This is a genomic window from Klebsiella sp. JB_Kp004 (assembly GCF_040065795.1).
In the GTDB taxonomy this organism is placed as follows: domain Bacteria; phylum Pseudomonadota; class Gammaproteobacteria; order Enterobacterales; family Enterobacteriaceae; genus Klebsiella; species Klebsiella quasipneumoniae.
Map to the genome: position 1 here is coordinate 1 of NZ_JBEAKW010000006.1, position 24,913 is coordinate 24,913.

Here is a 24,913-nt window from a genome sequence, read left to right on the forward strand (position 1 = left end):
GCATGATAACCATCAATATCAAATAGTTGCAGTGACATCCCAGGCCCGCGCAAGCGCCGCGCCGCGGGCAAGGACAGCCGACGCGGAGCCGTTTTATGCCGGGCGGCGGCGACGCCTTGCCCGGCCTACGGGCATGATAACCATCAATATCAAATAGTTGCAGTGACATCCCAGGCCCGCGCAAGCACAGCGCCGCCGGGCAAGAACAGCCGACGCGGAGCCGCTTTTATGCCGGGCGGCGGCGACGCCTTGCCCGGCCTACGGGCATGATAACCATCCATATCACACAGTTGCAGTGACATCCCAGGCCCGCGCAAGCGCCGCGCCGCCGGGCAGCAGATATCCGGTACCGTGCGCGTCCCGGTGCCGGGCAATGGCGTGCACGCTCGCGCTGTCTGCAAAACCAAAGCCCGTCCGGCCCCTTAACGTTCTTCGTTAAACACCGCGCCCACCTGGCGCCGCACCTCATCCATCACCTGCAGATTCTGCAGCACCTGACTGAGCGGCCGCAGCGGCGAGTCCCGCAGCCCCTGACCGATGCACCAGGCAAAATGCTCCGCCTGCCAGAACAGCTGGTCGTAGCGATTGCGCGGCTCTTCCCAGCGCAGCGCCTGCCCGCCCTGGCTGGCGGCGAGCGTGAACCCGCCGGGGGCGTAAAACTGACCGTCGATCGTCAGGGTCGCCTGGCGTCCGGCCACCACCGCCCCGCCCGGCGTGTTGCTGAACAACGTCGTGTTTAACAGCCCCTGCATCCCGTTCCGCCAGCTGAACAGCATTGACGTCTGGCCGTTAAGCCCCTCCGCCGTCGCGTGGCCGCGGGCGACAATCTCCTGCGGCATGCCGCCCACCATCAGCGCAAACGAGGTCAAATAGCTGCCGAGATCCATCATCGGCCCGCCGGCAAGGTCGGCATTAAAGATGCGGTGATCGGTAGTGAAATACTCGCCGTGATCGGCCAGCAGGGTATGCAGGTCGCCGAGTACCCCATCCTCCAGCAGCTGGCGGATCACATCATACTTCGGCGCGTAATCGCACCACATCGCCTCCAGCGCCAGCTTCCCCTGGCGGGCGGCTTCGGCCTGCAGTTCACCTCCTTCGCCGAGGTTGAGCGCGAAGGGCTTCTCTATCAGCACATGTTTGCCCGCCTTCAACGCCTGCATGCCGTCGGGAAAGTGATGGTTGTGCGGCGTCGCAATATAAACCGCATCAATATCCGGACGCGCCAGCATCTCCTCCACCCGGCCGTAAGCCTGGGGGATCCCCCATTCCGCGGCTACCCGGTCGGCCTTCGCCTGGCTGCGGGAGGCAACGGCCACCACCTGCTGCCGGCTCTGGGTTTTCAATGCGTGCACAAAGCGCTCGGCGATCCAGCCCGGACCGATGATGCCCCAGCGCAGGGAGGGAATGCTCTGCGCCGCCGGGCGGCGCGGGGTCGGTAATTGTGAGGGAAACATAGCGGCTCCTTAATCCTTAACCACGTTAACCCAGCGACGGCTGACCATCGAGGCTTCAATCGCCGACAGCACGCGCTGATTCTGTAAACCAAATTCAAAGCTGGGATAGCAGTCGTCGTCCCCACAAATCCCCTGCACCAGGTCATGCACTTCCATCACCTTGACGTCAAAATAGCCCAGCCCGCCGCCGCCAAAATCGAAGCCGAAGAAGCCGGCATAGGCCGGGATCTGGCTCCCGGCATACAGCGTTTTAAAGCCGCGGTCGTGTTTGTCATCGCGGAAGCGATACACCTGCAGTTCGTTAAAGCGCTCCCCGTCCATATACAGCGTGCCTTCGGTGCCGGAGACCTCCCAGAACACGCCGAAGATGCGCCCGGCGGCGATGCGCGAGGCCTCAATCACCCCCGCGGCGCCGCTGTCGAAATTGACCAGGCACTGAACCTGATCGTCATTTTCCACTTCCCGCCACTCGGCATCGGCCGCGACCCGGCTGGCATACCCGGCATCGGTCTGTGGCACCGGACGCTGGCGCAGGCAGGTTTGCGCGCTGGCGGTCACTTCACGGATACCGCCCATCAAAAACTGGGCGACGGACAGGGTATGGGCGCCGAGGTCGCCAAGCGCCCCGCTGCCGCCGAGGGTTTTCGAGCAGCGCCAGGACCAGGGCAGGTTCGGGTCGTTATAAAACCCCTGATCAAAGGTGCCGCGGAAGCGCACCGGTTCGCCAATATCGCCCCGGGCGATAAGCTGCTTTGCCAGCAGCGCCGCCGGGGTTTTAATGTTGTTAAAGGCCACCATGGTCTTCACCCCCGCGCGCCGGGCCGCCTGCGCCATCTCCTGCGCCTGCTGCTCGTTAACCGCCAGCGGTTTCTCGCAATAGACATGTTTACCCGCCGCGATCGCCGCCATCGCCATCGTGTAGTGCAGATGGTTCGGCGAGGTAATATCCACCACGTCCACCAGCGGATCGTTCACCAGTTCGCGCCAGTCACCATAAGCTTTCTCCGCCCCCAGCTTCACCGCATGACGTTCAGCCAAAGCCTGATCCTGATCCGCCAGCGCGTAAAGATAGGGGCGCTTCGGCAGATCGGGATAGAACATGGCCGCGCGACGGTAAGCGTCGGCGTGCGCCTGGCCCATAAAACCGGAGCCGATAAGACCAATATTTAACCGCGCGCTCATGATGCGTGCTCCTCTGATGATGACGGGGACGAAAAGTGGTGCGCCAGCCAGGCGAAGGCGCGGCGGGCGGTGGCAAACGGCGGCGCCATCGCCGGGTCCTGCTCGGCTTCGATAATCAGCCAGCCGCGGTAGTCGCTGTCCCGGGCAAAGTTGAGGATCGGCGCATAGTCGATGCAGCCGTCGCCAGGGATGGTAAACAGCCCGGCGCGCACCGCCTCGTTAAAGCTCAGGTTTTCGCGATACAGACGCCCCAGCACCTGCGGACGGACGTCTTTCAGATGCAGATGGCGGATACGGTGGCCATATTTCTCCAGCACGCGCGGGATATCGACCCCGGCGACGAAGGCGTGTCCGGTATCAAACGCCAGCCCGACGTTGTCATGGGTCTGGGACAAAAACCGCTCCAGCTCGTCGTCGTGCTCCACCAGCATCATCAGATGATGGTGATAGGCCAGCCGGAGGCCGTAGTCCCGCAGCAGCAGGTCGGCAAAGGTATTTAGCTTATGGCAATACGCCGTCAGGCTGACGCGGCTTAACGGCGGCGAGAGCGAGATCGGCTCATCAAGCGGCGTTTCACCGGGCAGTTGCCCGCACTCGCCATAGACCATTACCCTGGCGCCGAGCTGCTGCAGGAGCTGCGCGTGGCCCCGCACCGCCTCCAGCTCCGCTTCCACGCTGCGGTCGGCCAGCAAGCCGCTGTACCAGCCTGACGCCAGGCGCAGGTCAGCCGCCGCCAGCAGAGGCCCCAATGTCTCCGCCTGGCGGGGAAACTTCCGCCCTAACTCAATTCCCTGAAACCCCGCCTCCCGCGCCTCGCGCAGACACGTGTCGAGAGGGATATCGCCGCCTAAATCCTCCAGCACATCGTTGGTCCAGCACAGGGGGCTAATGCCCCACTGCAGGTGCTCTGTCGCCATGTTTATCTCCTTTTCAGCCAGTCGTCTGGTGTGCCGTCACTATAAGCAGGCGACGACCAGCGATGAAAACGGAGAAATGATGGAAATCCATCATTGCCGCGGACGAAATATCCGCTGGCGTGAGTAGCCCTGAAAAATAAATGGAAATAATGCTTGCCGCAGGCTTATTTTGCAGATAAAAATTACTGGCTTAATAACCCGCTTCAGAGGTTATCCCTTTCATTCGAAATATGATGATAGCAATATGAAAAAATCTCAACACCGCAGCGGCGCGGGCTTTAGCCCTGCGCCCAGGCCTGGCCTGCTGTTATTTGCGTAAGTGACAAATAGTCCCTTTTAAAACATCAATTACTTAACATTCTCTCTGCAATAATATGACATGCAGCGGGAAGGTACGGTGATAAATAAGATCAGGGTAATGATGTTTTTACAAATAAATAACCCTTCTTCTTTCTGCTCGTTATTTATCAGGAATGGCTGCGGTTATATTTATTCGGACGCCCCTGGAGAATGCACCAATGTATATCAACCTTTATGACAATGCGCGCCGCTATCGCGATGAGAAACAATAAGATGAATAAGACCTGGCTTTTCACCACCCTCACCCTGGCGCTGGTCGCCGCCGCGCCGGCCCACGCCATTAGCGCGAAATACCGGGAACAGCTTGAACGCTCCGGTTGCACGCAGATGACCGACGGAACCACCTGCGATATTCATAAAACCAAAGCCGAGAATGCCGCCGCCGCGCAGCAGGCCAGCAGCGGCTTCGGCCCCTGGGTGGGCACCTGGTATGTTTATACTGACTATGGCAATAAAATTGATGAGATTACCGTCACCGCTAAAACGGTGAAAACCCATGGTCATCTGGTCGAGGATGCGAAAGCCAGCCAGGGTAAATTGACGTTCCGGGTGAAAAGCTCAGCCTTTACCCTCAACGACGCCTTTAACGGCGTATGGGCAAACGGCAGCCAGCGCGGCACGTTGCAAAAAGTCCTGTAATAACATTGCCCTGCCGACAGGATGGGGATAATGCAGGAAGAACCTCCCGGCGCAGGCCGGGAGGGAGTGCAACGGTTTACTTCTGCGGACGCATCGCCGGGAAGAGGATCACGTCGCGGATGGTGTGGCTGTTGGTAAACAGCATCACCATCCGGTCGATACCGATGCCCAGACCGGCGGTCGGCGGCAGGCCGTACTCCAGCGCGGTGACGTAGTCTTCGTCATAGAACATCGCTTCGTCATCGCCCGCCGCTTTGGCGTTAACCTGATCCTGGAAACGCTGCGCCTGGTCTTCGGCGTCGTTCAGCTCGCTGAAACCGTTACCGATTTCGCGGCCGCCGATGAAGAACTCGAAGCGATCGGTGATTTCCGGGTTGACGTCGTTACGGCGCGCCAGCGGGGAGACTTCCGCCGGGTATTCGGTGATGAAGGTCGGCTGGATGAGGTGCGCTTCCGCCACTTCGTCGAAGATTTCGGTGACGATGCGCCCCAGACCCCAGCTTTTCTCTACCTGAATACCGAGAGATTCCGCCAGCGCTTTCGCCGCGTCGAAGTTATCCAGATCCGCCATGTTGGTTTCCGGACGATGTTTTTTGATCGCCTCGCGCATGGTCAGTTTTTCAAACGGCTTGCCGAAGTCAAACACCTGGTCGCCATATGGCACCTCGGTTTTGCCCAGCACCGTCTGCGCCAGGGTGCGGAACAGCGACTCGGTCAGTTCGATCAGGTCTTTGTAGTCCGCGTACGCCATGTACAGTTCCATCATGGTGAACTCTGGGTTATGGCGTACCGAGATCCCTTCGTTGCGGAAGTTACGGTTGATTTCAAACACGCGTTCGAAGCCGCCGACCACCAGACGTTTCAGATACAGTTCCGGCGCGATGCGCAGGTACATATCGAGATCCAGCGCGTTGTGATGCGTGATAAACGGACGGGCGGAAGCGCCGCCGGGGATCACCTGCATCATCGGGGTTTCCACTTCCATAAAGCCACGGGCTACCATGAACTGACGCATGGTCGCGAGGATCTGCGAGCGGATGCGGAACGTATGGCGCGACTCTTCGTTAGCGATCAGATCCAGATAGCGCTGGCGATAGCGGACTTCCTGATCCTGCAGGCCGTGGAATTTATCCGGCAGCGGGCGCAGGGCTTTGGTCAGCAGGCGCAGCTCGGTGCAGTGGATGGAGAGTTCGCCGGTTTGCGTTTTGAACAGCTTGCCGCGGGCGGCGATGATGTCGCCAAGGTCCCATTTCTTAAACTGTTCGTTGTAGACGCCTTCCGGCAGGTCATCGCGGGCCACGTACAGCTGGATACGGCCGCCGACGTCCTGGAGGGTGACGAAGGAGGCTTTGCCCATCACGCGGCGGGTCATCATCCGGCCGGCCACCGCAACTTCAACGTTCAGGGAAGCGAGTTCATCGTTATCCTTCGCATCGAATTCAGCGTGCAATTGGTCAGAGGTATGATCGCGACGGAAATCGTTGGGGAAAGCTACGCCCTGCTCACGCAGCGCAGCCAGTTTTTCGCGACGAGTTTTCAGTTCATTATTAAGGTCAATGGCCTCATCGGCACCTTGTGCTTGTTGTTCAGACATATGGGTTCCTCATAACCTTGCTTTCAAACTAGCTTCGATAAATTGAACCAGGTCACCCTTCCGCGCGGCCTGTCTCCGGCTTTACACCGAAGAACAAGAGTAACGAATCTGGCTTCTCTTCAAGCTGATCTCACTCAGCTATGCCTTCACTAACGGTATTTTTTATCGTTGGCTTCCGCGCCTGCCAGAATATCCTCCTTCTGCTCACTACGCTGTGCAGGAGCGGCTTTGCGCTCCGCTGTGGATGGAATGCCCCGGTCGCGCTGCGCGTACCGGGGCGATAATTGGCGCTGGCCGATAGCCCGGCGGAGGCGGTTACGCCGCAGCCGGGACGCGCGTCAGGCGCCGCCGCCGGGAAGCTCGCCAGCCGCCGCGCGGCGTTTGCCGACGCTACAGGCTGCGGCAAAGGCGATAACCACCATCACCGCCACGCAGCCGAGGGTCCATTCCCCCATCTGCGAGAAGAAATGCTGATAGGCGGCAATCGCCGTATCGCTGATTTGCGATTCGGTGGTCTGCTGGGCGACCACGCCGGCCAGCCAGTTGGCCACCGCGCCGGTGGCCAGCATATAAATACCGGTCAATACCCCGGTGACGCCGGGCATGTTCAGGCGGGTGATTTGCGCCATCGCGACCGGGTCGATAAACAGTTCGGCAAAACCCATCATCGCCAGTCCAGCGACCATCATGCCCATCGAGGCCTGACCCTCAGCGGCGCCGTGGCGGGCGTTGAGCGCCAGCAGCATAAAGCCGCCGCCCATCAGCAGCAGGCCAAAAGCGAATTTCAACCAGACGCGCAGCACCGAACGCGCGCTGCCTTCCGGGCGCATCAGCCACGCCAGCGCCACGCCGGCCGCCATCACCGCCACCGCGTTAACCGACTGGAACAGCGCCGTCGGCACGTCCCAGTTCAGCAGGCGGCGGTTAACAAAGTGATCGATAAACAGGCTAATCGAGCTTCCCCCCTGCTGCGCCAGCACCCAGAACAGCGTCCCGGCAAGCATCAGCAGGACGATCTGCCACAACGCGCGACGATGCTCCGGGGCTTTGATCATGATCCGCGCCACCATCTGGGCGGCGAACAGGCAGACGACCGCCAGCAGATAGCCGGACCAGTTGTTTTGCAGCAGCAGCGTGAAGAACACCGGCGCCAGGCAGAGCATCACCAGCAGCCAGCCCCAGGTCGGCAGCAGGAATTTCACCGCCCGCAGCGCCGGTTTATCGACGCCGCGGGTATGCCGGAAGTGGCGGCTGCCGCTTAAGAAAATCATCAGGCCGATGAACATCCCGATCCCCGCCAGGGCGAAGCCGATATGCCAGCCGTACCACTGAGCCGCCAGCCCGCAGGCGATGGGCGCGGCGATGGAGCCGACGTTGCCGGCGGCGTACAGCAGCGAGAAGCCGCCGTCGCGACGCGGATCGTCGTGGGCGTAAAGTTCGCCAAGCAGGCAGCTGATATTGGATTTGAACAGGCCGTAGCCGCAGATAATGATCGCCAGCGCGACGTACAGGCTCCATGCGGAGGTCGACTCAACGCCCAGCACCACGTGGCCGAGGGTCATCAACAGCGCCCCGGCAATCACCGCCGTGCGGTTGCCGAGCAGGCGGTCGGCAAGCCAGCCGCCAAGAATAGGGGTAACGTAAACCAGAGAGGCGTAAGCGCTGAACAGGCTGATGGCGTGGCTGTCGTCGAAGCCAAGCTGGTGGGTGAGGTAGAGGATGAGTAAGGCGCGCATGCCGTAAAAGCTGAAGTACTCCCAGATCTGGATCGCAACGATGTAGTAAATCGCGCGCGGCTGTGAGGGTGTTTTCATGTGTTCTCCTTGCAGCGTGAAAAAGGGAAGTGGCAAGCCACTTCCCTGGTGTGCGTCTATTACTTGTTATTCTCTTCTTTCAGCACTTTAACGGTGTAACGACCATCCGCCTGACGATAGGCGCCGTGGATATCGGTTTCGAAGCCCGGATAGTGGGCGCCGATTTCGCACAGCATCTGCAGGAACTCCAGCACCGGACGGCTCTCTTCGGTGATCATTTCACCCGGCATCACCAGCGGCACTCCCGGAGGATACGGCAGGATCATGTTGGCGTTGACGCGGCCGACCATCTCTTCGAGGTACACTTCTTCCGTCTGACCGTGCAGCTCTTTCTGGAACGCGGCATACGGGGTCATCACCATGGATGGCAGCACTTCAAACGCGCGGAACATCAGGTCCGGCAGGTTGTGATGCTCAACCAGTTTGTGAATATTCTGCGCCAGGTCCTGAATACGCATGTTTTCATAGAATTCAGGATCTTCACGGTACAGCGACGGCAGCATGTTTTTCACCCGCAGGTTCAGGTCGAACGCGCGTTTGAAGTCGGTCAGCGCACGCAGCAGGCTCAGCGCTTTGGTTTTGTCGATACCGATGCTGAACAGGAACAGCAGGTTGTACGGACCGGTTTTCTCCACCACGATGCCGTGTTCGTCGAGATACTTCGCCACGATGCTGGCCGGAATACCGAACTCATCCATGGTGCCGTCTTTCTTCATCCCCGGGGTCAGCAGAGTGACTTTGATCGGGTCGAGATACATGTGCTCGTTGTCGATGTTTTTGAAACCGTGCCATGCGCTGTCGGAGCGCAGCGGCCAGCATTCAGGACCGTCGATATGTTCCGGCTGCCATACGTCGAAGAACCAGCCGTCAGACTCGCCTTTCAGACGTTTGATCTCTTTACGGAACTTGATGGAACGTTCGATAGAGCCGTCGATCAGGCGCTTACCGGCGTTGCCTTTCATCATCGCCGCCGCGGTTTCGGTGGACGCCACGATCCCGTAGTGCGGGGAGGTGGTGGTGTGCATCATGTAGGCTTCGTTAAAGGTCTCTTCGTTAACATCGCCTTTCACGTGGATCATCGATGCCTGGGAGAACGCCGCCAGCAGTTTGTGCGTGGACTGGGTTTCGTAAATCACCTTCCCTTCGACGCGGCCGCCGCTCATCCCGCATTTGCCTTCATAGATCGGCGAGAAGTTGGTGTAAGGCACCCATGCGGAGTCAAAGTGGATGGATTTCACATCCAGGGTTTTCTTGATGAAGTCAGTGTTGTACAGCAGACCATCGTAAGTCGAGTTGGTGATAACGGCGTGTACCGGCCAGGTCGCGTTCGGCGTCTCTTTCACACGCTTGGCGATAGTCGCGTGCTGGAATTCGCTCTGCGGGATACCGCCGAGGATGCCGTAGGCGTTACGGGTCGGACGGAAGTAGATCGGCGTAATGTCGCTCATCATCATCAGATGGGTCAGCGATTTGTGGCAGTTACGGTCAATCAGCACGGTGCTGCCGGCCGGCGCGGAGTACATACCGACGATTTTGTTGGCGGTCGAGGTGCCGTTGGTCACCATGTAGCTGCGTTCGGCGTTAAATACGCGAGCGATATACTCTTCCGCTTCTTTGTGCGGGCCGCTGTGGTCCAGCAGGGAACCGAGCTCAGAAACTGAAATCGAGATATCGGATTTCATGGTGTTGGAGCCAAAGAAATCGTAGAAGATGCTGCCTACCGGGCTTTTCTGGAAGGCGGTACCGCCCATGTGGCCCGGGGTACAGAAGGTGTATTTGCCTTCACGCACATATTTGAACAGCGCTTTGGTCAGCGGCGGCAGAATGGTGTCGATGTATTCGTCAGTGTTCTGTTTGATTTTGTTCGCGATATCTTCCGCAGCGCCCAGCGCATATTCGAAGAAGCGAACCTGCATGCGCAGATCGTTCAGGCTAACGTCCAGCGTGGAGTAGGTGTTAGCGAACGCATACAGCGGCATGTACTCGTTCATTTTGCTGATTTCTTCGCACAGCTCGAGATTGTATTTATCCCAGTCGAAGATCACGCCGCACAGACGAGAGTTGTTTTCGATCAGTTTTAATAAGTCGTCACGGTCGTTCGGGTAGACAATGCGGAAGTCCAGGCGTTCGAGAGCACGATGCAGTTCACGGATGGGTTCTTCTTTGAAGTAAACCCCCATGTGATTCATGATTGCAATAACGTTCATAGTCAAATCTCCAGATGTAGAAAGCCCCTCCCGTCGCGCTATGACAGGTGATGGAAGGAGCCTCAGGAAAAAGGGTTACTGATTAGTGCGCGTTAGCGGGCCTGTTGCTATCCGATGCGTTGCTCTGGCGCTGGTGCATTTTGCGGCCGTAGAACATCAGGATAATCAGGCTAACGATAAAGGTGCCGGCCAGTTCGAAGGAGCTTGCGCCCATCAGCGCGATGAAGCAGAACACGCAACCCAGTACCGAACAAATCAGGCTGACGAAGTTACGGATGTTGATGCCTTCGAAACGAATCAGGTCAACACAGGAGTAGAAGTAAGGCAGCATGGTCAGCAGTACCGCGATACCGGTCAGTTCGCCGAACAGGTCAGAGGCTTTACCACCGGCGGAGTTCATCAGGGTAATCAGCACCATCAGCGCGGTCATTTTCACCGCGGCCAGCAGCAGGCCTTTTTTCGGGATACCGTTGCTATCGACTTCGCCATACACTTTCGGGAAGTTGCCATCGTTGGCGGCACGCACACCCGCCTGGCCAACCAGCATCATCCACGAGCCCAGAGAAGTCAGGCAGGCGAAGGCGGTGAAAGCGGATACCATCGGCGCAGCCCAGCCGCCGAGGATGGTGGAGGCGCTAATCGCGAACGGCGCACCGGACGCTGCCATCTGAGAAGCAGGATACATACCGGCGATAACCTGAGTCGCGGCGATGTAGACGATACCGGCCATCGCGGTACCCAGCATGGTGGCCAGCGGCACGGTACGTTTCGGGTTTTTCACCATCCCGGTACTCACGGCGGCGGATTCTACGCCAACGAAGGCCCACAGGCAGAGCAGGATACTTTTGATGACCGCGTGGCTATCGGTGGTGCTGGAGGTGTTCCAGTTCGCCTGATAGGTAGCGACATCAAACCAGTGCCAGCCGACGACCGCGGTCATGACTACCGGAATAAGCACCAGCACCAGACCAATGGTGGTCAGACGGCTGACCCAGGTCCCGCCGAGCATATTAACGAAAGTAAAGATCCACACGATGGCAATACAGGCAATCCCTGCTGGCACCGGGTTATTTAAAATAGGGAAGAACGTAGACAGATAAGAAACTGCGGTAATCCCGATAGCCAGGTTACCAATCCAGTTTGCGTGATAATAAAGTACACCGGTCTGGAAACCGAATGCCGGAGATATTTCCCCTGCGTAAGCAATGGGACCACCCTGCTGCGGGTTTTTAGTGGCCAGTCGGGCATAAACATAAGCCAGAGACATCGCACCAATAATTGAAATTACCCAGCCCCAAATGGCAATACCACCGATGCTGGCCAGGTTCGCAGGTAATAATGCAATACCGCTCCCCATCATATTACCGGCGACGACACCGGTACAGGCAAATAGCCCGATCTTCTTGGCAGAACTCATGGTTGTTTTTCTCCTAAGTTTATTTGGGAGGTACAGATCATGATACAGAACCATTAATTGACCCGACCAACTGCCAACAAGATTACTGATTTGTACGAGATAAGTCCTAAAGATAAAGTGAAATAACAACAAACATCAGACAAATGATATTTTGACCTTTTTCGCTTAACATATAAACATGACAACAGGGTGTCAGAAAAAGATAAACATTGTTGTTTTACATGAACTTAGATGAGATATGACGTGTTACTGAACTGTTATTCAAAGCCTCCTGAATGCTAAATATAAATAACAACAGGAGGCTTCATGAGAAACATAAATTTAACCTCATCACACCAAAAACCTTTCACATGATGAGGGTTTACTTATTCTGAAGAGAGGAAATTATCGAGATACGGAACAACCCGGTTGACCGACGTCTGGAAAACTCCGTTTTCAATCCAGTACAATGTGTCTCCACCGGGTCGTAAATTAAACGCCGTAATGTAAGAATCCGCTGCCAGCCGGTTCTCACCTTTCATCTCATAGACTTTGCCTAACAGCACATAATTCAGCCACGACATCTCTAAATCGATCGCATGGTTAATCGCTGTGTTCGCTTCGTCAACTTTTCCCTTTCCCAGCAAATCCACTGCGTTTATTTGATAATAAATCGCCATATCTTTTATACCCGGCATCTCCCCTACCCGCTCAACTTCGCTGTAGAGGGCTGCCAGCTGTTTATCATCCAGCGGCTGTTGCGAATGGCGTAATACATCCACCAGCGTTTTTTCGGCATACGCGTAAATAAAATCAGGCGCCCGCTTAATCACATCATCCAGCAGGCTGCTGGCCTTGCTTAATGAGTCAACATCGCCCTTCATTAACAGCTGATGCGACTGGTAGAAATAGGTTAACGCCACGCTTTGCGAGGGCTGATATTGCCTGAGCATCGCCTGCATTCGCGCCGGCCACGGCTGCGCCAGCGCGTCCGACAGGCTGTTCATCAGATCGTTCTGGATGGTGAGCTGGTTGTCATTGGTCACAAAATAGCGCTTATCGAGCATCGTCGAGCTGTCGGCGTTATCCACCAGCTGGACCGACATAAAGCATTGCTGCGCCCGGTAGTGGCGCTGATTGACGAATTCAATGGTCAGCGTTTTACCGGAACTGCTCGGCTCATTGATGTTGTAGTCTGTTTTGTCATGCACCATAAAGGTCGAGAAGGTGTTCAGCGAGGTGGTGATCAGGCTGGCCAGGCCGACCGCGTAGGAGTGCTGCGAAGACCAGTTGGTGCAGGAGTTACCATTGACCAGGTGGATATCGATATCGCGCGGGTTGAGTAGCAGGCGCGCCTTGTTGACCGGCGGCCGCGATTCCATGCTCGACAGCGCCACCAGCGCCACGCAGGTGCCCAGCGCCAGCAGAAACAGCCCCCACACCAGGGCGGTGGTGAGCCGTTTACGCACTGACGGCGCGCTGGCACCTGTCGGCGCGGGAGCTGGCACGGCGGGATCGGCGGTGGAGACGGGCGCGTCCGGCGGCGCACCGGCAGCCGGCGGCGCGGGAGCGGCGACCGATGGCGAAGGCGTCAGCGCCTCCATCTGCGGGGTGAGTTCCTCCCCCTCTTCGGTGCACCAGATCACCGGCACCGTGAGCTTATACCCCCGTTTGGGTACCGTCGCGATGTACTCAAGGCTAACGTCGTCGCCGTCTTTGAGCGACTTGCGCAGTTCGGAAATACTCTGCGTGACAACGTGGCTGGTCACAACGTTCCGGGTCCAGACGTTTTCGATAAGCTCGTCCCGGCTAAGCACTTCCCCCGGATGGCGAGCAAAAAAGACCAGGAGGTCGATTAAACGCGGTTCAAGGGTAAGCTGGCGCCCCTTCCTGCTGATTTGGTTTACAGAGGGGGTTACCAGCCATTCACCGACGCGAACAACAGGTTGTAGCATACAAGAAAGCCCCAGACAAAAAGGGAAAGGCGCGATGATAACACATTTGTCCTACCTATTTTTGCCAGGGGTCACTCCCTCAGGCATTAGGCGGGAATTCGCCTTTTAGCGACAATAAAAAGCAATATTTCATTAACATCGTGATCATCAAAACTATATATAGCGATAAAAATGCGTTTTCGCTGTCGCTTAGCCGGTGGAACGCGGGCGGCGGAAAAAAAATAAGCCCGGAGGCGTAACGCGCTCCAGGCTCAGTCAGTGGCGTGCCGCTACGGCAGCGGCACAATCGATTATTTATACACTTCCGCTGTGGCTTCAAAGTTAGGGCCATGCTCACGCGCAGCAGTAATCACGTAGTACTTTCCGCCTTTCTCATCGGCCAGCTTAGAGAGCTGATCGTGCAGATCGGAGGGCGAAGAGAACTCACCGCCGGACGGCCCCACCGAGATCGGTCCGACCTTGGTCAGTTTGAAGTGTTTCACTTCTTCTTTGGTGATCAACTGCGCGGCGGAGGCGCCAAATGCAACGGCTGAAAGGGCTAACGCGACTATCACTTTTTTCATCCTAAAATCTCCTTGGAATAGGCCTTCAGTCAGGCCCTTTCAGTATAGACGGCGATTTACTAAGCGTGCTACCGATGCGCTGATTTTTTGGCCGCAGCGTTTAGTAACGCGGCGGTACCCCTTCCGGGCGGGTCTTAAAACGCCGGTGCAGCCACATATATTGCTCGGGCGCCATCAGGATGCACTGTTCGATAATCTGGTTCATCCACGCCGCCGTCGCCTCGGCGCTTGCCAGCGGCGGCGTGCGCTCCGGCGTCAGGGAGATCAATTCATATCCCCTACCGTTGGGCTTGCGTCGGGGAACAAACGGCACAATCGTCGCCCCGGACATTTTCGCCAGCATCCAGGTGCCGGTGGTGGTCGCCGCCTGCTCGACGGCAAACAGCGGCGCAAAAACACTGCTGGCCGGGCCGTAATCATGATCCGGCGCGTACCAGAGGATCTCCCCCTCTTTTAGCGCCCTGACCATCCCTTTCAGATTTTTTCGATCCAGCATGGTCTTGTTCGAGCGCAAGCGTCCCCAGGTCTGCAGCCAGTCAATCAGCGGGTTATCATTGGGCCGGTAGACGCCGATGCCCGGGGTAAACATGCCATACATCCGCGCCCCCATCTCGAGGGTGAGAAAATGAATGCCGATCAGTAAGATGCCCTGCTTTTGTTCGAGGAGGTCGACCACCTCGTTCACGCCGCTGGTCTCGGTCCAGCGCGCCACCCGGTGCGTCGGCCAGAACCAGGCCATGCCGGTCTCCATCAGCCCCATGCCCAACGATTCAAAGTTTTTCACCAGCAGCGCCTCACGCTCGGCGACGCTCATCGCGGGAAAACAGAGTTCCAGATTACGTCTGGCAATCCGCGCGCGACTTTTCATCACCCGCATTGCCAGCCGCCCGAGCGCCGTGCCCAGTCGGTAGATCACCGGATACGGTAATTGCACCAGCAGCCATAACAAGCCAATTCCCAGCCATAATAGCCAGTAACGCGGGTGCAATAGCGCGCGGGAAAATTTGGGTAAATTTGACATAGTAATCCTGTTAATTCACTCAATAATAGCTGAGCAAAAATCGCGAAATAAAGTAGCGGATCCTGCAGGTTATATTTTTCCAATTCGTGCGGTAATACTCAGTCACAAAGCGCGTTATTATAAGCCGATTCCATGATAATTTCAGCCCTTGCGCTGGGGTTACTCTCGTATTAGACACTTAGCGTAAAATTTCCTGATTTGTGCATAAATAAATAAACCTAACCTCTACGACGCGGCCGATTGCCGATAAAATCGCCAGTGTCTTATCCTCAGCCTCTCGCCCAATGCCTTTTTACTCACGCTTTATTATGGCGATAGCCAACGCAAACAGGCCGTTTCGCCCGGTCTAACATGGTCAGCATGCGGTTATTTGTGACTCGGGCAAAGGTTAAGCATCACCAATGCGGATCCTTTTCCCAGATATGCTACGTTTACAGCGCTCATTCGACGCAAGTGCCTTTGCCGACGTCGTCGCTTTCAGAAGCCATAGTGAGAAGGAACTATGACAATGAATTATCAATTAGTGAAGCAAGTCAGAGAAAATAACACATTAAGAAAAAGCTTCATTGACCTTGCCGTTAAGACTTTCGACCTGTCTTTTGAAGAGTGGTATCAACAAGGTTACTGGACTGACGCCTATATCCCCTACGCCTTTGTCGAACGTAATAAAATTATCGCTAACGCCTCGGCCAACATCATCGATCTGCGCTGGCAGGGCGAACCCCGGCGTTATATTCAGATTGGCACCGTGATGACCGAACCGGACCACCGTAATAAGGGATTAGCCGGTCAGCTTATCCATCACATCCTGCAGGACTGGCAGCAGGAGGCAGACGCCTTCTTTTTATTTGCCAATCCCACCACGGTGGATTTTTACCCCAAATTTGGTTTCACCCGCAGCGAAGAGCATCAATATATTATGCCGGTCTCTCCGCGCGCCGGTGATTTTCGCAAGCTGGATATGGACCGCGCGGACGATGTCACCCTGCTCCGCCATTACTATGAAAAATCCAACCCGTTCTCACCGCTGCGGGTGGAGCACAACTTTGGCCTGCTGATGTTTTACTGCTCCGCCTTTATGAAGCATTTCGTTTACTATTCGGCAAAAAATGAGGCGGTGATTATCGCCATGCAAAACGGCCCGGTGCTGATCTGCTTTGACCTGTTCTGCGACACGGGCAAAAGCCTGTCGACGCTGGTCAACGAGCTGGCCGATGACCATGTTTACCAGGCCATCCTCGGTTTTACCCCCAATGAAGACCGGCTCGGCGAGTACGAGAAGATTGAGGGGGAAGATATCCTCTTTGTCTATGACCACAAGGAAAACCTGTTTAAAGACAGGAAGTTGATGTTTCCTTTACTGGCGCATGCCTGACGGCGCCGCGCCGTCAGGCCGATCAGTTATAGGTCACCACGAAGGTCGCGCTGGCGTTCGCCTCGCCCGCTGTCAACGCGAGCCGGTCGGCGGCTCGCCGCGCCGTGAGACGTAATCCCGATAGTCCTCGCCAACATAAATCTGCCGTGGCCGGTAGATGGTCAGCGGCGCCTGGTGCATCTCGTTCCAGTGCGCCACCCAGCCGACCGTCCGTCCGACCGCGGTGACCACCGCAAACATCGACGAAGGCAGATTCATCGCCTTGAGGATCACCGCGGTATAAAAATCCACGCTCGGCGACAGGCCATTTTCCACAAAGTAGGGGTCGGTCAGCGCCACGTCCTCAAGGGCCATCGCCACCTGCAGCAGACGATCGGACATTCCTACCTCCGCCAGTACCCGATGGCTGGTTTCACGCAGGATATCGGCGCGCGGGTCGCGGTGACGGTAGCGTGAGTTGCCAAAACCGAGGCGGCGAAATGCCTGCGGGTCGCGTTTTGCCTGACGCAGAAACGCCGGAACCTGATCGACGCTTTCAATCTCTTCCAGCATCCGCATGCTCGACTCATTGGCGCCGCCGTGCATCGGTCCCCACAGCGACGCTAGCCCGGCGGCGACGCAGGCGAATAAGTTCGCCCCGGAGGAGCCCGCCGCGCGCACCGTGGTGGTGGAGGCGCACTGCCCGTGATCGGCATGCAGGACCAGGATCTGGTTCATCGCCTGTTCGATGACCGGATTGAGGACGTATTTCTCGGCCGGGATAGCAAACAGCATCTGCAGGAAATTGCCGGCATAGGAGAGATCGTTGCGCGGATACGCGGCGGGTTGTTCAATGGAGTACTTGTAGCTCATGGCGGCGATAGTGGGCATTTTCGACAGCAGCCGCGTGGCGGCCAGCGCCCGGTGCTCCGGATTTTCCACATCCAGGACATCATGATAGAACGCCGCCAGCGCCCCCACCAGGGCGCACATCAGCGCCATCGGGTGCGAATCGCGACGAAAGCCGCTGCACATGCGGGCTATCTGCTCATGCACCAGGGTATGGCGGGTGATGGTTTCGCGAAACGTTTGATAGCTGGCCTCATCCGGCGCGTCGCCCCGCAGCATGATGTACGCCACCTCGAGAAAATCACACTGGCGGGCCAGCTGGTCCACCGGATAGCCGCGGTGCAGCAGCACGCTGTTTTCCGTATCGATCCACGAGATCGCCGACTGGCATCCGGCGGTGTTGGCGAAGCCGGGGTCGTAGCTACAGAATCCGGACTGATTCAGCTCGCGTATGTCGACCCCCACATGGCCCCGGCTTCCCGGCACCTGCGGCAGGGTGATGGGCGTCGGTTGCCCGGCAATAGAAAGCGTTAACGGTGTGGTGCTCATCCTGTCAGTTCCCCCAGCAGCTTATCAGCGACCTGAAGTCATTCTTCAGGCGGAAAGACCAACATAACCAATGTGATGCAGCTTATTCATTGATGTCATCACTATAACGCTGACAAAGAGGATATTTTGCTGGCCTTCCCGGGGAAACAGGCCGTCTTTCCCCACCCCACCGCTGGATAGCGGCACAAATCGCCAAGGATAAAGGCGATCAGCGCTGTCAAAATTTACGCTGAGTAAAGAAAGGATGAAGAGGAGCTACCATGAATTTTGTGCTGTCGATGACCCTCATCTGCATCGCTATCGCCTGGCTGATGATGAGCCTGCTGCCGGTATAGACGCAGCGCTAACCGCCACGCCAGTGGCCTGGATAACGCCTCATTCAATGGATTTCCGCCGTGGTCTTCGCCTCTGAAGTTTCAGCAGAGTCATACAAGAAGTACTGGTCGCATATCAGGCTGTTGCGGTTTCCCGGCGAGGGGTAGGCTAAAGGCCCACTGTTAAGGAGGTGATATGTCTGGACTGATCAACCCACATGCGGCCCCGGAAGAAGCAGCCTATGCGCTGATAATTGAGCTCGTTCGCGCCCAGCGCGTGCCGCAATATGAAGGCGATATTTCCGGCCTGCTGGCGATGTACGACGAAGCCGTTAACCATTTTAAAGAAAAAGAGACCGAGCGTTAGGCGTGGGCGTCGTTGTGCAGGGAAAGGGTGACGCCTGCGGGAGACGCGCAGGCGTTGGCTGGATAACGGCTTGAGTTATCAGCTGCCGCGGTAGGTAGAGTATCCGTACTGACTGAGCAGCAGCGGGATATGCAGTTTTTGATTTTGCTTTGTGACATTGAAAATAACCGGAACCACCGGGAAGAACGTATTCATGTTTTGGCTTTTAAAATAGTCACCGGTTTTAAATGTCACTTTATACACCCCCGGCTCCATATTTTCCGCCTGCGGATAGAGCGATTTAATCCGCCCATCGGCATCCGTTTTGCCGGTGGCGATATGCTGCCAGCTGTCCCCTTGCTGCTTATCCAGCTCAATCTGCACCCCCGGCGAAGGGAGCCCGGTTTGCTGATTAAGAATGTGTACGCTGAGCGTGCCCTCTGGCGCCGCCAGCGCGCTGAAGCTGAGCAGGGAAATTACGGAGGCGATAACTAATTTCATAATCGTGACCTTTTGGGCAAGTGAAAGTGCCCTAACTATAGTCAGCGCGGCGGGGAAAAAAATTAAACTTTTTGTTATCAGATTGCGGTGATGGGGACTGTCCCCATACACAACACGCCGAACCGGTTTTGTCGTGAGAAGAGGAAGTGTCTTATGTGTGAGTAACCCCGTGCTCTGCGTAACAGGATACGGGACACTTAAACTGTCAGAGAGGGGAAATAGATTAGCTCGGGTCAAATATCACAAGGTTAAAGAATATATGCCGTGGCCTCTCCCCCCTCTAACAGAACAGTGCTCACTGAAAATGGCCTGCCGTATTCGAAATAATCATTTAACATTATTTAAACGACTATTCCAGTGGAAGTAATCACCTGGTGCAGATATTAATTATTATCATTGATTCTCTTGTCGCCACGCCTTCACCATCTCCTTTGTTATCTCTTTCTTGTAGCAAATGGGTGAATACCCACCCGCTTTGCTCCAGGCACTGCGGCCACCGCACGAGCTGCCGTTCCGCGCGGTATTGAAGGGACAGGCACAGGTGCCGGGGTAGGATGCGACAGAGTCATCAATAATTCTTTGCCTGACCTGATCATCGCTTAAGGCATTCGATTTGGCGATAGAAATATCTGATGCAAAGACAAACACAACAGCGAATACGGAGATGGTGACGAATTTGATGTTCATTTGGATCTTTCCAGGTCGAAGATGAACATCGAGGGTATGCTTTCAAAAAGCATTGAATATTGATCTTTAGCAACTGTCATTCGCGCCAGCTTAAAATGCGATACCTAGCCCCGGTAGCATAAATTAAAGTTATGAAGAGTGTTAGCCTGTTTATTATTTGCCTGCACACATTTTAATGCAGAGGAAATATTTTTCAGAAAATGAAATTAATCAATAAGGCGACCAGATTACGGAAAATCGCTATCCAGGATAGTAACGTGTGAGACGCTAGCTCCAAGACAATGACGCCATTTTTGCCGCCAGCGACACAAAGACGACACAGAGAGGAAAATAGTCTGGATGAAGATTGGTATAACGTTTTGATTCAAAATGGCACGCCCTACAGGATTCGAACCTGTGACCTACGGCTTAGAAGGCCGTTGCTCTATCCAGCTGAGCTAAGGGCGCCCTGAGAAGCGAGTGCTTCGCGGAGTGAAACGCCTGGAATTATACGGTCCACGTCGGTTGAGTCAATCCATTTTGCCAGGAAACTGCGGGGCTTATACGAGGCTGGCGAAATATCCTCCGCCAACTGTACAAGAAGCATACCACCGGGGCTCTTACGCCAGTAAATCGACTGAGTGGCCAGGCGCAACACACCAATAACCATGCAATGAAAAGGGTCAAAAACTGGCTAAATTTGCCCCAGACAGGATAAAACAGCAAACGAGGACTGACAGCGAGGCCGGCTTCTGACAAAATATCCTCATCCCCCTTTCGTAAAGATACAGATGGAATCCTCTCTCTGATGGCAGCAAAAATTATTGACGGTAAAACGATTGCGCAGCAGGTACGCTCTGAGGTTGCGGAAAAAGTGAAGGCTCGCGTTGCGGCCGGAAAACGCGCCCCTGGGCTGGCCGTCGTGCTGGTCGGCAGCAACCCGGCCTCGCAGATTTATGTCGGCAGCAAGCGCAAAGCATGTGAAGAAGTGGGCTTCGTCTCCCGCTCTTACGATCTCCCGGAAACCACCAGCGAAGCCGAGCTGCTGGAGCTTATCGACACCCTGAATGCCGATAAGACCATCGACGGTATTCTGGTTCAGCTGCCCCTGCCGGCAGGGATCGATAACGTCAAAGTTCTCGAGCGCATCGCGCCGGATAAAGACGTCGATGGCTTCCATCCTTACAACGTTGGCCGCCTGTGCCAGCGGGCGCCGCGCCTGCGTCCGTGCACCCCGCGCGGTATCGTGACGCTGCTGGAGCGCTACAATATCGACACCTACGGCCTGAATGCGGTGGTCATTGGCGCGTCCAATATCGTCGGCCGTCCGATGAGCATGGAGCTGCTGCTGGCCGGCTGCACCACCACCGTCACCCACCGCTTTACCAAAAACCTGCGCCATCATGTCGAAAACGCCGACCTGCTGATCGTCGCGGTGGGTAAACCGGGCTTTATTCCTGGCGAATGGATCAAAGAAGGGGCGATTGTGGTCGATGTCGGCATTAACCGTCTGGAAAGCGGCAAAGTGGTCGGCGACGTGGTGTATGAAGATGCCGCTGAACGCGCATCCTACATCACCCCGGTTCCCGGCGGCGTTGGCCCGATGACCGTCGCCACCCTGATTCAGAACACGCTGCAGGCGTGCGAAGAGTACCACGACGTTGAGGAGGCCTGAGATGGCGACATTTTCCTTAGGAAAACACCCGCACGTTGAGCTGTGCGATCTGCTGAAGCTGGAAGGCTGGAGCGAAAGCGGCGCCCAGGCGAAGATCGCCATCGCCGACGGGCTGGTAAAAGTCGACGGCGCGGTGGAAACCCGCAAACGCTGCAAAATCGTCGCCGGTCAGACGGTGAGCTTTGAAGGCCAGAGCGTAACCGTCACGGCCTGACCGCGAAAAGGAAAACGCCCGCTTAAGCGGGCGTTTTTTTATGACTTACTTCCGGCGCCAGGTGGTGCCCTGTGGGCCATCTTCCAGCACGATCCCCATCTCGTTAAGACGATCGCGCGCCGCATCCGCCGCCGCCCAGTCTTTCGCTTTACGCGCGTCCAGACGCTGCTGGATAAGCGATTCAATTTCCGCTACTTCCGCGTCGTCAGCCTGCGCGCCGCTCTGCAGGAAGGCGTCCGGCTCCTGCTCCAGCAGCCCCAGCACCGACGCAAGCTTACGCAGGTGGGCCGCCATGGCGTTCGCCGCGGCCGTGTCCTCGGTTTTCAGGCGGTTTACTTCGCGCGCCATATCGAACAGCACCGAGTAGGCTTCCGGGGTGTTGAAGTCATCGTCCATCGCCTCGATAAAGCGTGCTTCGAAGGCTTCGCCGCCCGCCGCGTCGACGGATTTGTCGGTACCGCGCAGCGCGGTGTACAGACGCTCCAGCGCCGAGCGCGCCTGCTTGAGGTTCTCTTCGCTGTAGTTCAGCTGGCTGCGATAGTGGCCGGACATCAGGAAGTAGCGAATGGTCTCCGCATCGTAATACTTCAGCACGTCGCGGACGGTAAAGAAGTTGCCCAGCGATTTCGACATCTTCTCGCGGTCGACCATCACCATGCCGGAGTGCATCCAGTAGTTAACGTACTCGCCGTCATGGGCGCAGGTGGACTGAGCGATTTCGTTTTCGTGATGCGGGAACATCAGATCGGAACCGCCGCCGTGGATGTCAAAATGGTTGCCCAGCTGTTTGCAGTTCATCGCCGAGCACTCGATATGCCAGCCCGGACGGCCCGCGCCCCACGGCGACGGCCAGCTTGGCTCGCCCTCTTTCGACATCTTCCACAGAACGAAGTCCATCGGGTTACGCTTGACGTCAACCACGTCGACGCGCGCCCCCGCCTGCAGCTGATCGAGATCCTGACGCGACAGCAAACCGTAGTTCGGGTCCGTCGGCACATCGAACATCACGTCGCCGTTATCCGCCACATAGGCATGGCCTTTGGCGATCAGCTGCTCGGTAATCTCGATGATTTCCGCAATATGATGCGTCGCGCGCGGCTCGCTGTCGGGACGCAAAATATTCAGGGCGTCAAAATCCTTGTGCATTTCGGCGATCATCCGATCGACCAGCGCGACAAAGCTTTCGCCGTTTTCATTAGCGCGCTTAATGATTTTGTCATCGATATCGGTGATATTGCGCACGTACTTCAGCTTATAGCCGAGAAAACGCAGATAACGCGCCACAACGTCAAAGGAGACGAAGGTACGCCCATGGCCGATGTGACAGAGATCGTAAACGGTAATACCACACACGTACATGCCGACTTCCCCGGCATGGATAGGTTTAAATTCCTCTTTCTGGCGCGTCAGTGTATTAAAAATTTTTAACATCGAAGATTCCGTGTAGACGTGTGTGGGTAATGAAGCCTCTATAATACCCATAATTCACACAGGACGCAGCACACATTGCAAGGTGCATCGACCCCCGCGGTTATGCTATAACACCCCCCTATATCTCACCCGACACCGGGTGCTGGCACCACACTCATCGGAACAGGATGCAAAAATGGTTACTTTCCACACCAATCATGGCGATATCGTAATCAAAACGTTTGACGACAAAGCGCCGGAAACAGTTAAAAACTTCCTGGACTACTGCCGCGAAGGTTTCTACGACAACACCATTTTCCACCGTGTTATCAACGGCTTCATGATTCAGGGCGGCGGTTTTGAACCTGGCATGAAACAAAAAGCGACCAAATCTCCGATTCAGAACGAAGCGAACAACGGTCTGAAAAACACCCGCGGCACGCTGGCGATGGCCCGTACTCAGGCGCCGCACTCTGCAACCGCGCAGTTCTTCATCAACGTGGTTGACAACGACTTCCTGAACTTCTCCGGCGAAAGCCTGCAGGGCTGGGGCTACTGCGTCTTCGCGGAAGTGGTTGAAGGCATGGACGTGGTTGACAAAATCAAAGCGGTTGCCACCGGCCGCAGCGGCATGCACCAGGATGTGCCGAAAGACGATGTGATCATCAAAAGCGTCACCGTCAGCGAGTAATTCGTGGCGACACTTTTTATTGCAGATTTGCACCTGCAAACAGAAGAACCGGCGATCACCGCCGGTTTTCTGCGTTTTTTACAGGGGGAAGTCCGTCAGGCGGACGCCCTGTATATCCTTGGCGATCTGTTCGAGGCATGGATCGGCGATGACGATCCGAACCCGTTGCATCAGCAAATCGCTACGGCAATCAAAGCCGTCGTCGACGCCGGCGTGCCCTGCTACTTCATTCACGGCAACCGCGATTTTCTCGTCGGCCAGCGCTTCGCCCGCCAGAGCGGGATGATCCTGCTCGCCGAAGAAGAGCGACTGGACCTCTATGGCCGTGAAGTCTTGATTATGCATGGCGACACGCTGTGCACCGATGACCCGGGCTATCTGGCGTTTCGCGCGAAAGTCCACACCCCGTGGATCCAGCGCCTGTTCCTCGCCCTGCCGCTGTTTATCCGCCGCCGTATTGCCGCCCGCATGCGCGCCGACAGCAAAGCCGCCAACAGCAGCAAATCAATGGAAATTATGGATGTGAATCCGCAGGCGGTGGTTGACGCGATGGAGCGGCATCACGTGCAGTGGCTGATCCACGGCCATACCCATCGCCCGGCGGTCCATGACCTGATGGCCAACGGCCAGCCCGCATGGCGCGTGGTGCTTGGCGCCTGGCACAGCGAAGGATCGATGGTCAAGGTGACACCGGACGACGTCGAACTGATCCACTTCCCGTTCTAATTCCTGCGCGAGCATAATTCCGAAACCGCCTTTTGCCCGGGCGGAGGTATGCGCCTCCCGGCATTCCGCATGCTAGTCTTCCTCGACATCACTCTCAAGGAACGAGCATGAACAGGAAAAAGTGGAGCCAGCCGCTGATCTGGGGAATGATCCTCGCGCTCCTCAATCCGTTAGGGATAAGCTATATCGCCTTAATCGGCGTCGCTCTCGGCAACACGCTGACGTTTGTCTGGTGCGCCCTTCTGGCGTGGGCCATCTATTTCTATGCCATTTATTTGCTCTGCACCCGCCCTCACGAGAGCCGGTCAGTACAGATCTTTTTACTGATGATGGGCACCCTGATGCTCCCCTGGGGGCTCGTGCTGCTTATCACCTGTATCATGAATGAGAGAAGTGTCGATAAGCCGCGATCGCCGTCCTCGATAAGCGAGACAAAAGACGGCTAACCATGCACACGCAACCGTTTTCCTTGCCGGCAGTTCATGCTATTCTCTGTGGCCTCTAAAGCAGTGTGAA

Annotated in this window: 23 protein-coding genes and 1 tRNA gene; 8 read left to right on the forward strand and 16 right to left on the reverse strand. The window is 56.4% G+C overall.

Annotated features, from left to right (window positions below; translation table 11 throughout):
* Positions 1-422 precede the first annotated feature (422 nt).
* From ABLX76_RS07620 to iolE, 3 genes are read right to left on the reverse strand one after another with little or no spacing between them, the layout of a single operon-like run.
* Positions 423-1,454, reverse strand: a complete 1,032-nt coding sequence (locus tag ABLX76_RS07620; RefSeq protein WP_072420813.1) for a Gfo/Idh/MocA family oxidoreductase — start codon at positions 1,452-1,454, stop codon at positions 423-425.
* A 9-nt stretch (positions 1,455-1,463) separates the two neighbouring features.
* Positions 1,464-2,636 (reverse strand): Gfo/Idh/MocA family oxidoreductase, encoded by a 1,173-nt coding sequence (locus tag ABLX76_RS07625; protein WP_023288684.1) that lies wholly within the window; start codon positions 2,634-2,636, stop codon positions 1,464-1,466.
* The gene (iolE, locus tag ABLX76_RS07630; protein WP_064157809.1) at positions 2,633-3,553 is read right to left on the reverse strand and encodes a myo-inosose-2 dehydratase; all 921 of its coding nucleotides are present in this window, start codon (positions 3,551-3,553) and stop codon (positions 2,633-2,635) included. Before iolE ends, ABLX76_RS07625 begins: the two co-directional genes overlap by 4 nt.
* 573 nt (positions 3,554-4,126) lie before the next feature.
* On the opposite strand from iolE, the gene ABLX76_RS07635 reads away from it, so the two are divergent.
* Positions 4,127-4,552: a hypothetical protein gene (locus ABLX76_RS07635; RefSeq protein ID WP_064157853.1), complete on the forward strand. Its 426-nt coding sequence runs from the start codon at positions 4,127-4,129 to the stop codon at positions 4,550-4,552.
* Between the two features lie 76 nt (positions 4,553-4,628).
* Here the strand turns inward: ABLX76_RS07635 and lysS are convergent, their stop codons facing one another.
* The 7 genes from lysS to ABLX76_RS07670 form a co-directional block, all read right to left on the reverse strand.
* On the reverse strand, positions 4,629-6,146 hold the full coding sequence (gene lysS / locus ABLX76_RS07640; RefSeq protein ID WP_004202393.1) for a lysine--tRNA ligase: 1,518 nt from the start codon (positions 6,144-6,146) through the stop codon (positions 4,629-4,631).
* A 338-nt stretch (positions 6,147-6,484) separates the two neighbouring features.
* Positions 6,485-7,960 carry a dipeptide permease DtpD gene (gene dtpD / locus ABLX76_RS07645; RefSeq protein ID WP_101993180.1) on the reverse strand — a complete coding sequence of 492 codons (1,476 nt, stop codon included), beginning with the start codon at positions 7,958-7,960 and terminating at the stop codon, positions 6,485-6,487.
* A gap of 59 nt (positions 7,961-8,019) precedes the next feature.
* On the reverse strand, positions 8,020-10,167 hold the full coding sequence (gene cadA / locus ABLX76_RS07650; RefSeq protein ID WP_023288680.1) for a lysine decarboxylase CadA: 2,148 nt from the start codon (positions 10,165-10,167) through the stop codon (positions 8,020-8,022).
* Positions 10,168-10,249: 82 nt separating this feature from the next.
* A complete protein-coding gene (cadB, locus tag ABLX76_RS07655) occupies positions 10,250-11,584 on the reverse strand; it encodes a cadaverine/lysine antiporter (protein ID WP_348874378.1) in 1,335 nt (444 codons plus the stop codon).
* 365 nt (positions 11,585-11,949) lie between these two features.
* Positions 11,950-13,518: a lysine decarboxylation/transport transcriptional activator CadC gene (gene cadC, locus ABLX76_RS07660; RefSeq protein WP_348874380.1), complete on the reverse strand. Its 1,569-nt coding sequence runs from the start codon at positions 13,516-13,518 to the stop codon at positions 11,950-11,952.
* A 290-nt stretch (positions 13,519-13,808) separates the two neighbouring features.
* Complete coding sequence (locus tag ABLX76_RS07665; protein ID WP_002892402.1) at positions 13,809-14,081, reverse strand: DUF1471 domain-containing protein; 273 nt, start codon at positions 14,079-14,081, stop codon at positions 13,809-13,811.
* Between the two features lie 100 nt (positions 14,082-14,181).
* Positions 14,182-15,102 carry a Kdo(2)-lipid IV(A) acyltransferase gene (locus ABLX76_RS07670; RefSeq protein WP_065882796.1) on the reverse strand — a complete coding sequence of 307 codons (921 nt, stop codon included), beginning with the start codon at positions 15,100-15,102 and terminating at the stop codon, positions 14,182-14,184.
* A 508-nt stretch (positions 15,103-15,610) separates the two neighbouring features.
* Here ABLX76_RS07670 and ABLX76_RS07675 point away from each other — a divergent pair.
* Complete coding sequence (locus tag ABLX76_RS07675; protein ID WP_218810298.1) at positions 15,611-16,477, forward strand: GNAT family N-acetyltransferase; 867 nt, start codon at positions 15,611-15,613, stop codon at positions 16,475-16,477.
* 72 nt (positions 16,478-16,549) lie between these two features.
* Here ABLX76_RS07675 and ABLX76_RS07680 read toward each other — a convergent pair whose 3' ends face one another.
* On the reverse strand, positions 16,550-17,854 hold the full coding sequence (locus ABLX76_RS07680; protein WP_348874383.1) for a citrate synthase: 1,305 nt from the start codon (positions 17,852-17,854) through the stop codon (positions 16,550-16,552).
* A gap of 45 nt (positions 17,855-17,899) precedes the next feature.
* Positions 17,900-18,040 (reverse strand): hypothetical protein, encoded by a 141-nt coding sequence (locus tag ABLX76_RS07685; protein WP_032428644.1) that lies wholly within the window; start codon positions 18,038-18,040, stop codon positions 17,900-17,902.
* Between the two features lie 324 nt (positions 18,041-18,364).
* Here ABLX76_RS07685 and ABLX76_RS07690 point away from each other — a divergent pair, with 324 nt between their 5' ends.
* A complete protein-coding gene (locus ABLX76_RS07690) occupies positions 18,365-18,535 on the forward strand; it encodes an ATP-NAD kinase (RefSeq protein ID WP_348874385.1) in 171 nt (56 codons plus the stop codon).
* Positions 18,536-18,613: 78 nt separating this feature from the next.
* Here ABLX76_RS07690 and uraH read toward each other — a convergent pair whose 3' ends face one another.
* The 3 genes from uraH to ABLX76_RS07705 all read right to left on the reverse strand — a co-directional run bounded on the left by uraH (position 18,614) and on the right by ABLX76_RS07705 (position 20,149).
* Positions 18,614-19,015, reverse strand: a complete 402-nt coding sequence (gene uraH, locus ABLX76_RS07695) for a hydroxyisourate hydrolase (RefSeq protein WP_086075296.1) — start codon at positions 19,013-19,015, stop codon at positions 18,614-18,616.
* 393 nt (positions 19,016-19,408) lie between these two features.
* A complete protein-coding gene (locus ABLX76_RS07700; protein WP_101978185.1) occupies positions 19,409-19,702 on the reverse strand; it encodes a hypothetical protein in 294 nt (97 codons plus the stop codon).
* 370 nt (positions 19,703-20,072) lie between these two features.
* Positions 20,073-20,149: transfer RNA gene (locus ABLX76_RS07705), tRNA-Arg, on the reverse strand.
* 340 nt (positions 20,150-20,489) lie between these two features.
* Here ABLX76_RS07705 and folD point away from each other — a divergent pair.
* Together folD and ybcJ are read left to right on the forward strand one after the other, a co-directional pair.
* Entirely contained in the window at positions 20,490-21,356 is an 867-nt protein-coding gene (folD, locus tag ABLX76_RS07710) for a bifunctional methylenetetrahydrofolate dehydrogenase/methenyltetrahydrofolate cyclohydrolase FolD (RefSeq protein WP_004143017.1), read from the forward strand.
* Position 21,357: 1 nt separating this feature from the next.
* The gene (gene ybcJ / locus ABLX76_RS07715) at positions 21,358-21,570 is read left to right on the forward strand and encodes a ribosome-associated protein YbcJ (RefSeq protein WP_004143016.1); all 213 of its coding nucleotides are present in this window, start codon (positions 21,358-21,360) and stop codon (positions 21,568-21,570) included.
* 45 nt (positions 21,571-21,615) lie between these two features.
* On the opposite strand, the gene cysS is transcribed toward ybcJ, so the two are convergent.
* Positions 21,616-23,001 carry a cysteine--tRNA ligase gene (gene cysS / locus ABLX76_RS07720; protein ID WP_348874388.1) on the reverse strand — a complete coding sequence of 462 codons (1,386 nt, stop codon included), beginning with the start codon at positions 22,999-23,001 and terminating at the stop codon, positions 21,616-21,618.
* Positions 23,002-23,176: 175 nt separating this feature from the next.
* On the opposite strand from cysS, the gene ppiB reads away from it, so the two are divergent.
* The 3 genes from ppiB to ABLX76_RS07735 all read left to right on the forward strand — a co-directional run bounded on the left by ppiB (position 23,177) and on the right by ABLX76_RS07735 (position 24,843).
* On the forward strand, positions 23,177-23,671 hold the full coding sequence (gene ppiB, locus ABLX76_RS07725; RefSeq protein WP_004151319.1) for a peptidylprolyl isomerase B: 495 nt from the start codon (positions 23,177-23,179) through the stop codon (positions 23,669-23,671).
* Between the two features lie 3 nt (positions 23,672-23,674).
* Positions 23,675-24,397 carry a UDP-2,3-diacylglucosamine diphosphatase gene (lpxH, locus tag ABLX76_RS07730; protein WP_086075293.1) on the forward strand — a complete coding sequence of 241 codons (723 nt, stop codon included), beginning with the start codon at positions 23,675-23,677 and terminating at the stop codon, positions 24,395-24,397.
* A 107-nt stretch (positions 24,398-24,504) separates the two neighbouring features.
* Positions 24,505-24,843: a hypothetical protein gene (locus tag ABLX76_RS07735; protein ID WP_348874390.1), complete on the forward strand. Its 339-nt coding sequence runs from the start codon at positions 24,505-24,507 to the stop codon at positions 24,841-24,843.
* Positions 24,844-24,913: the final 70 nt, after the last annotated feature.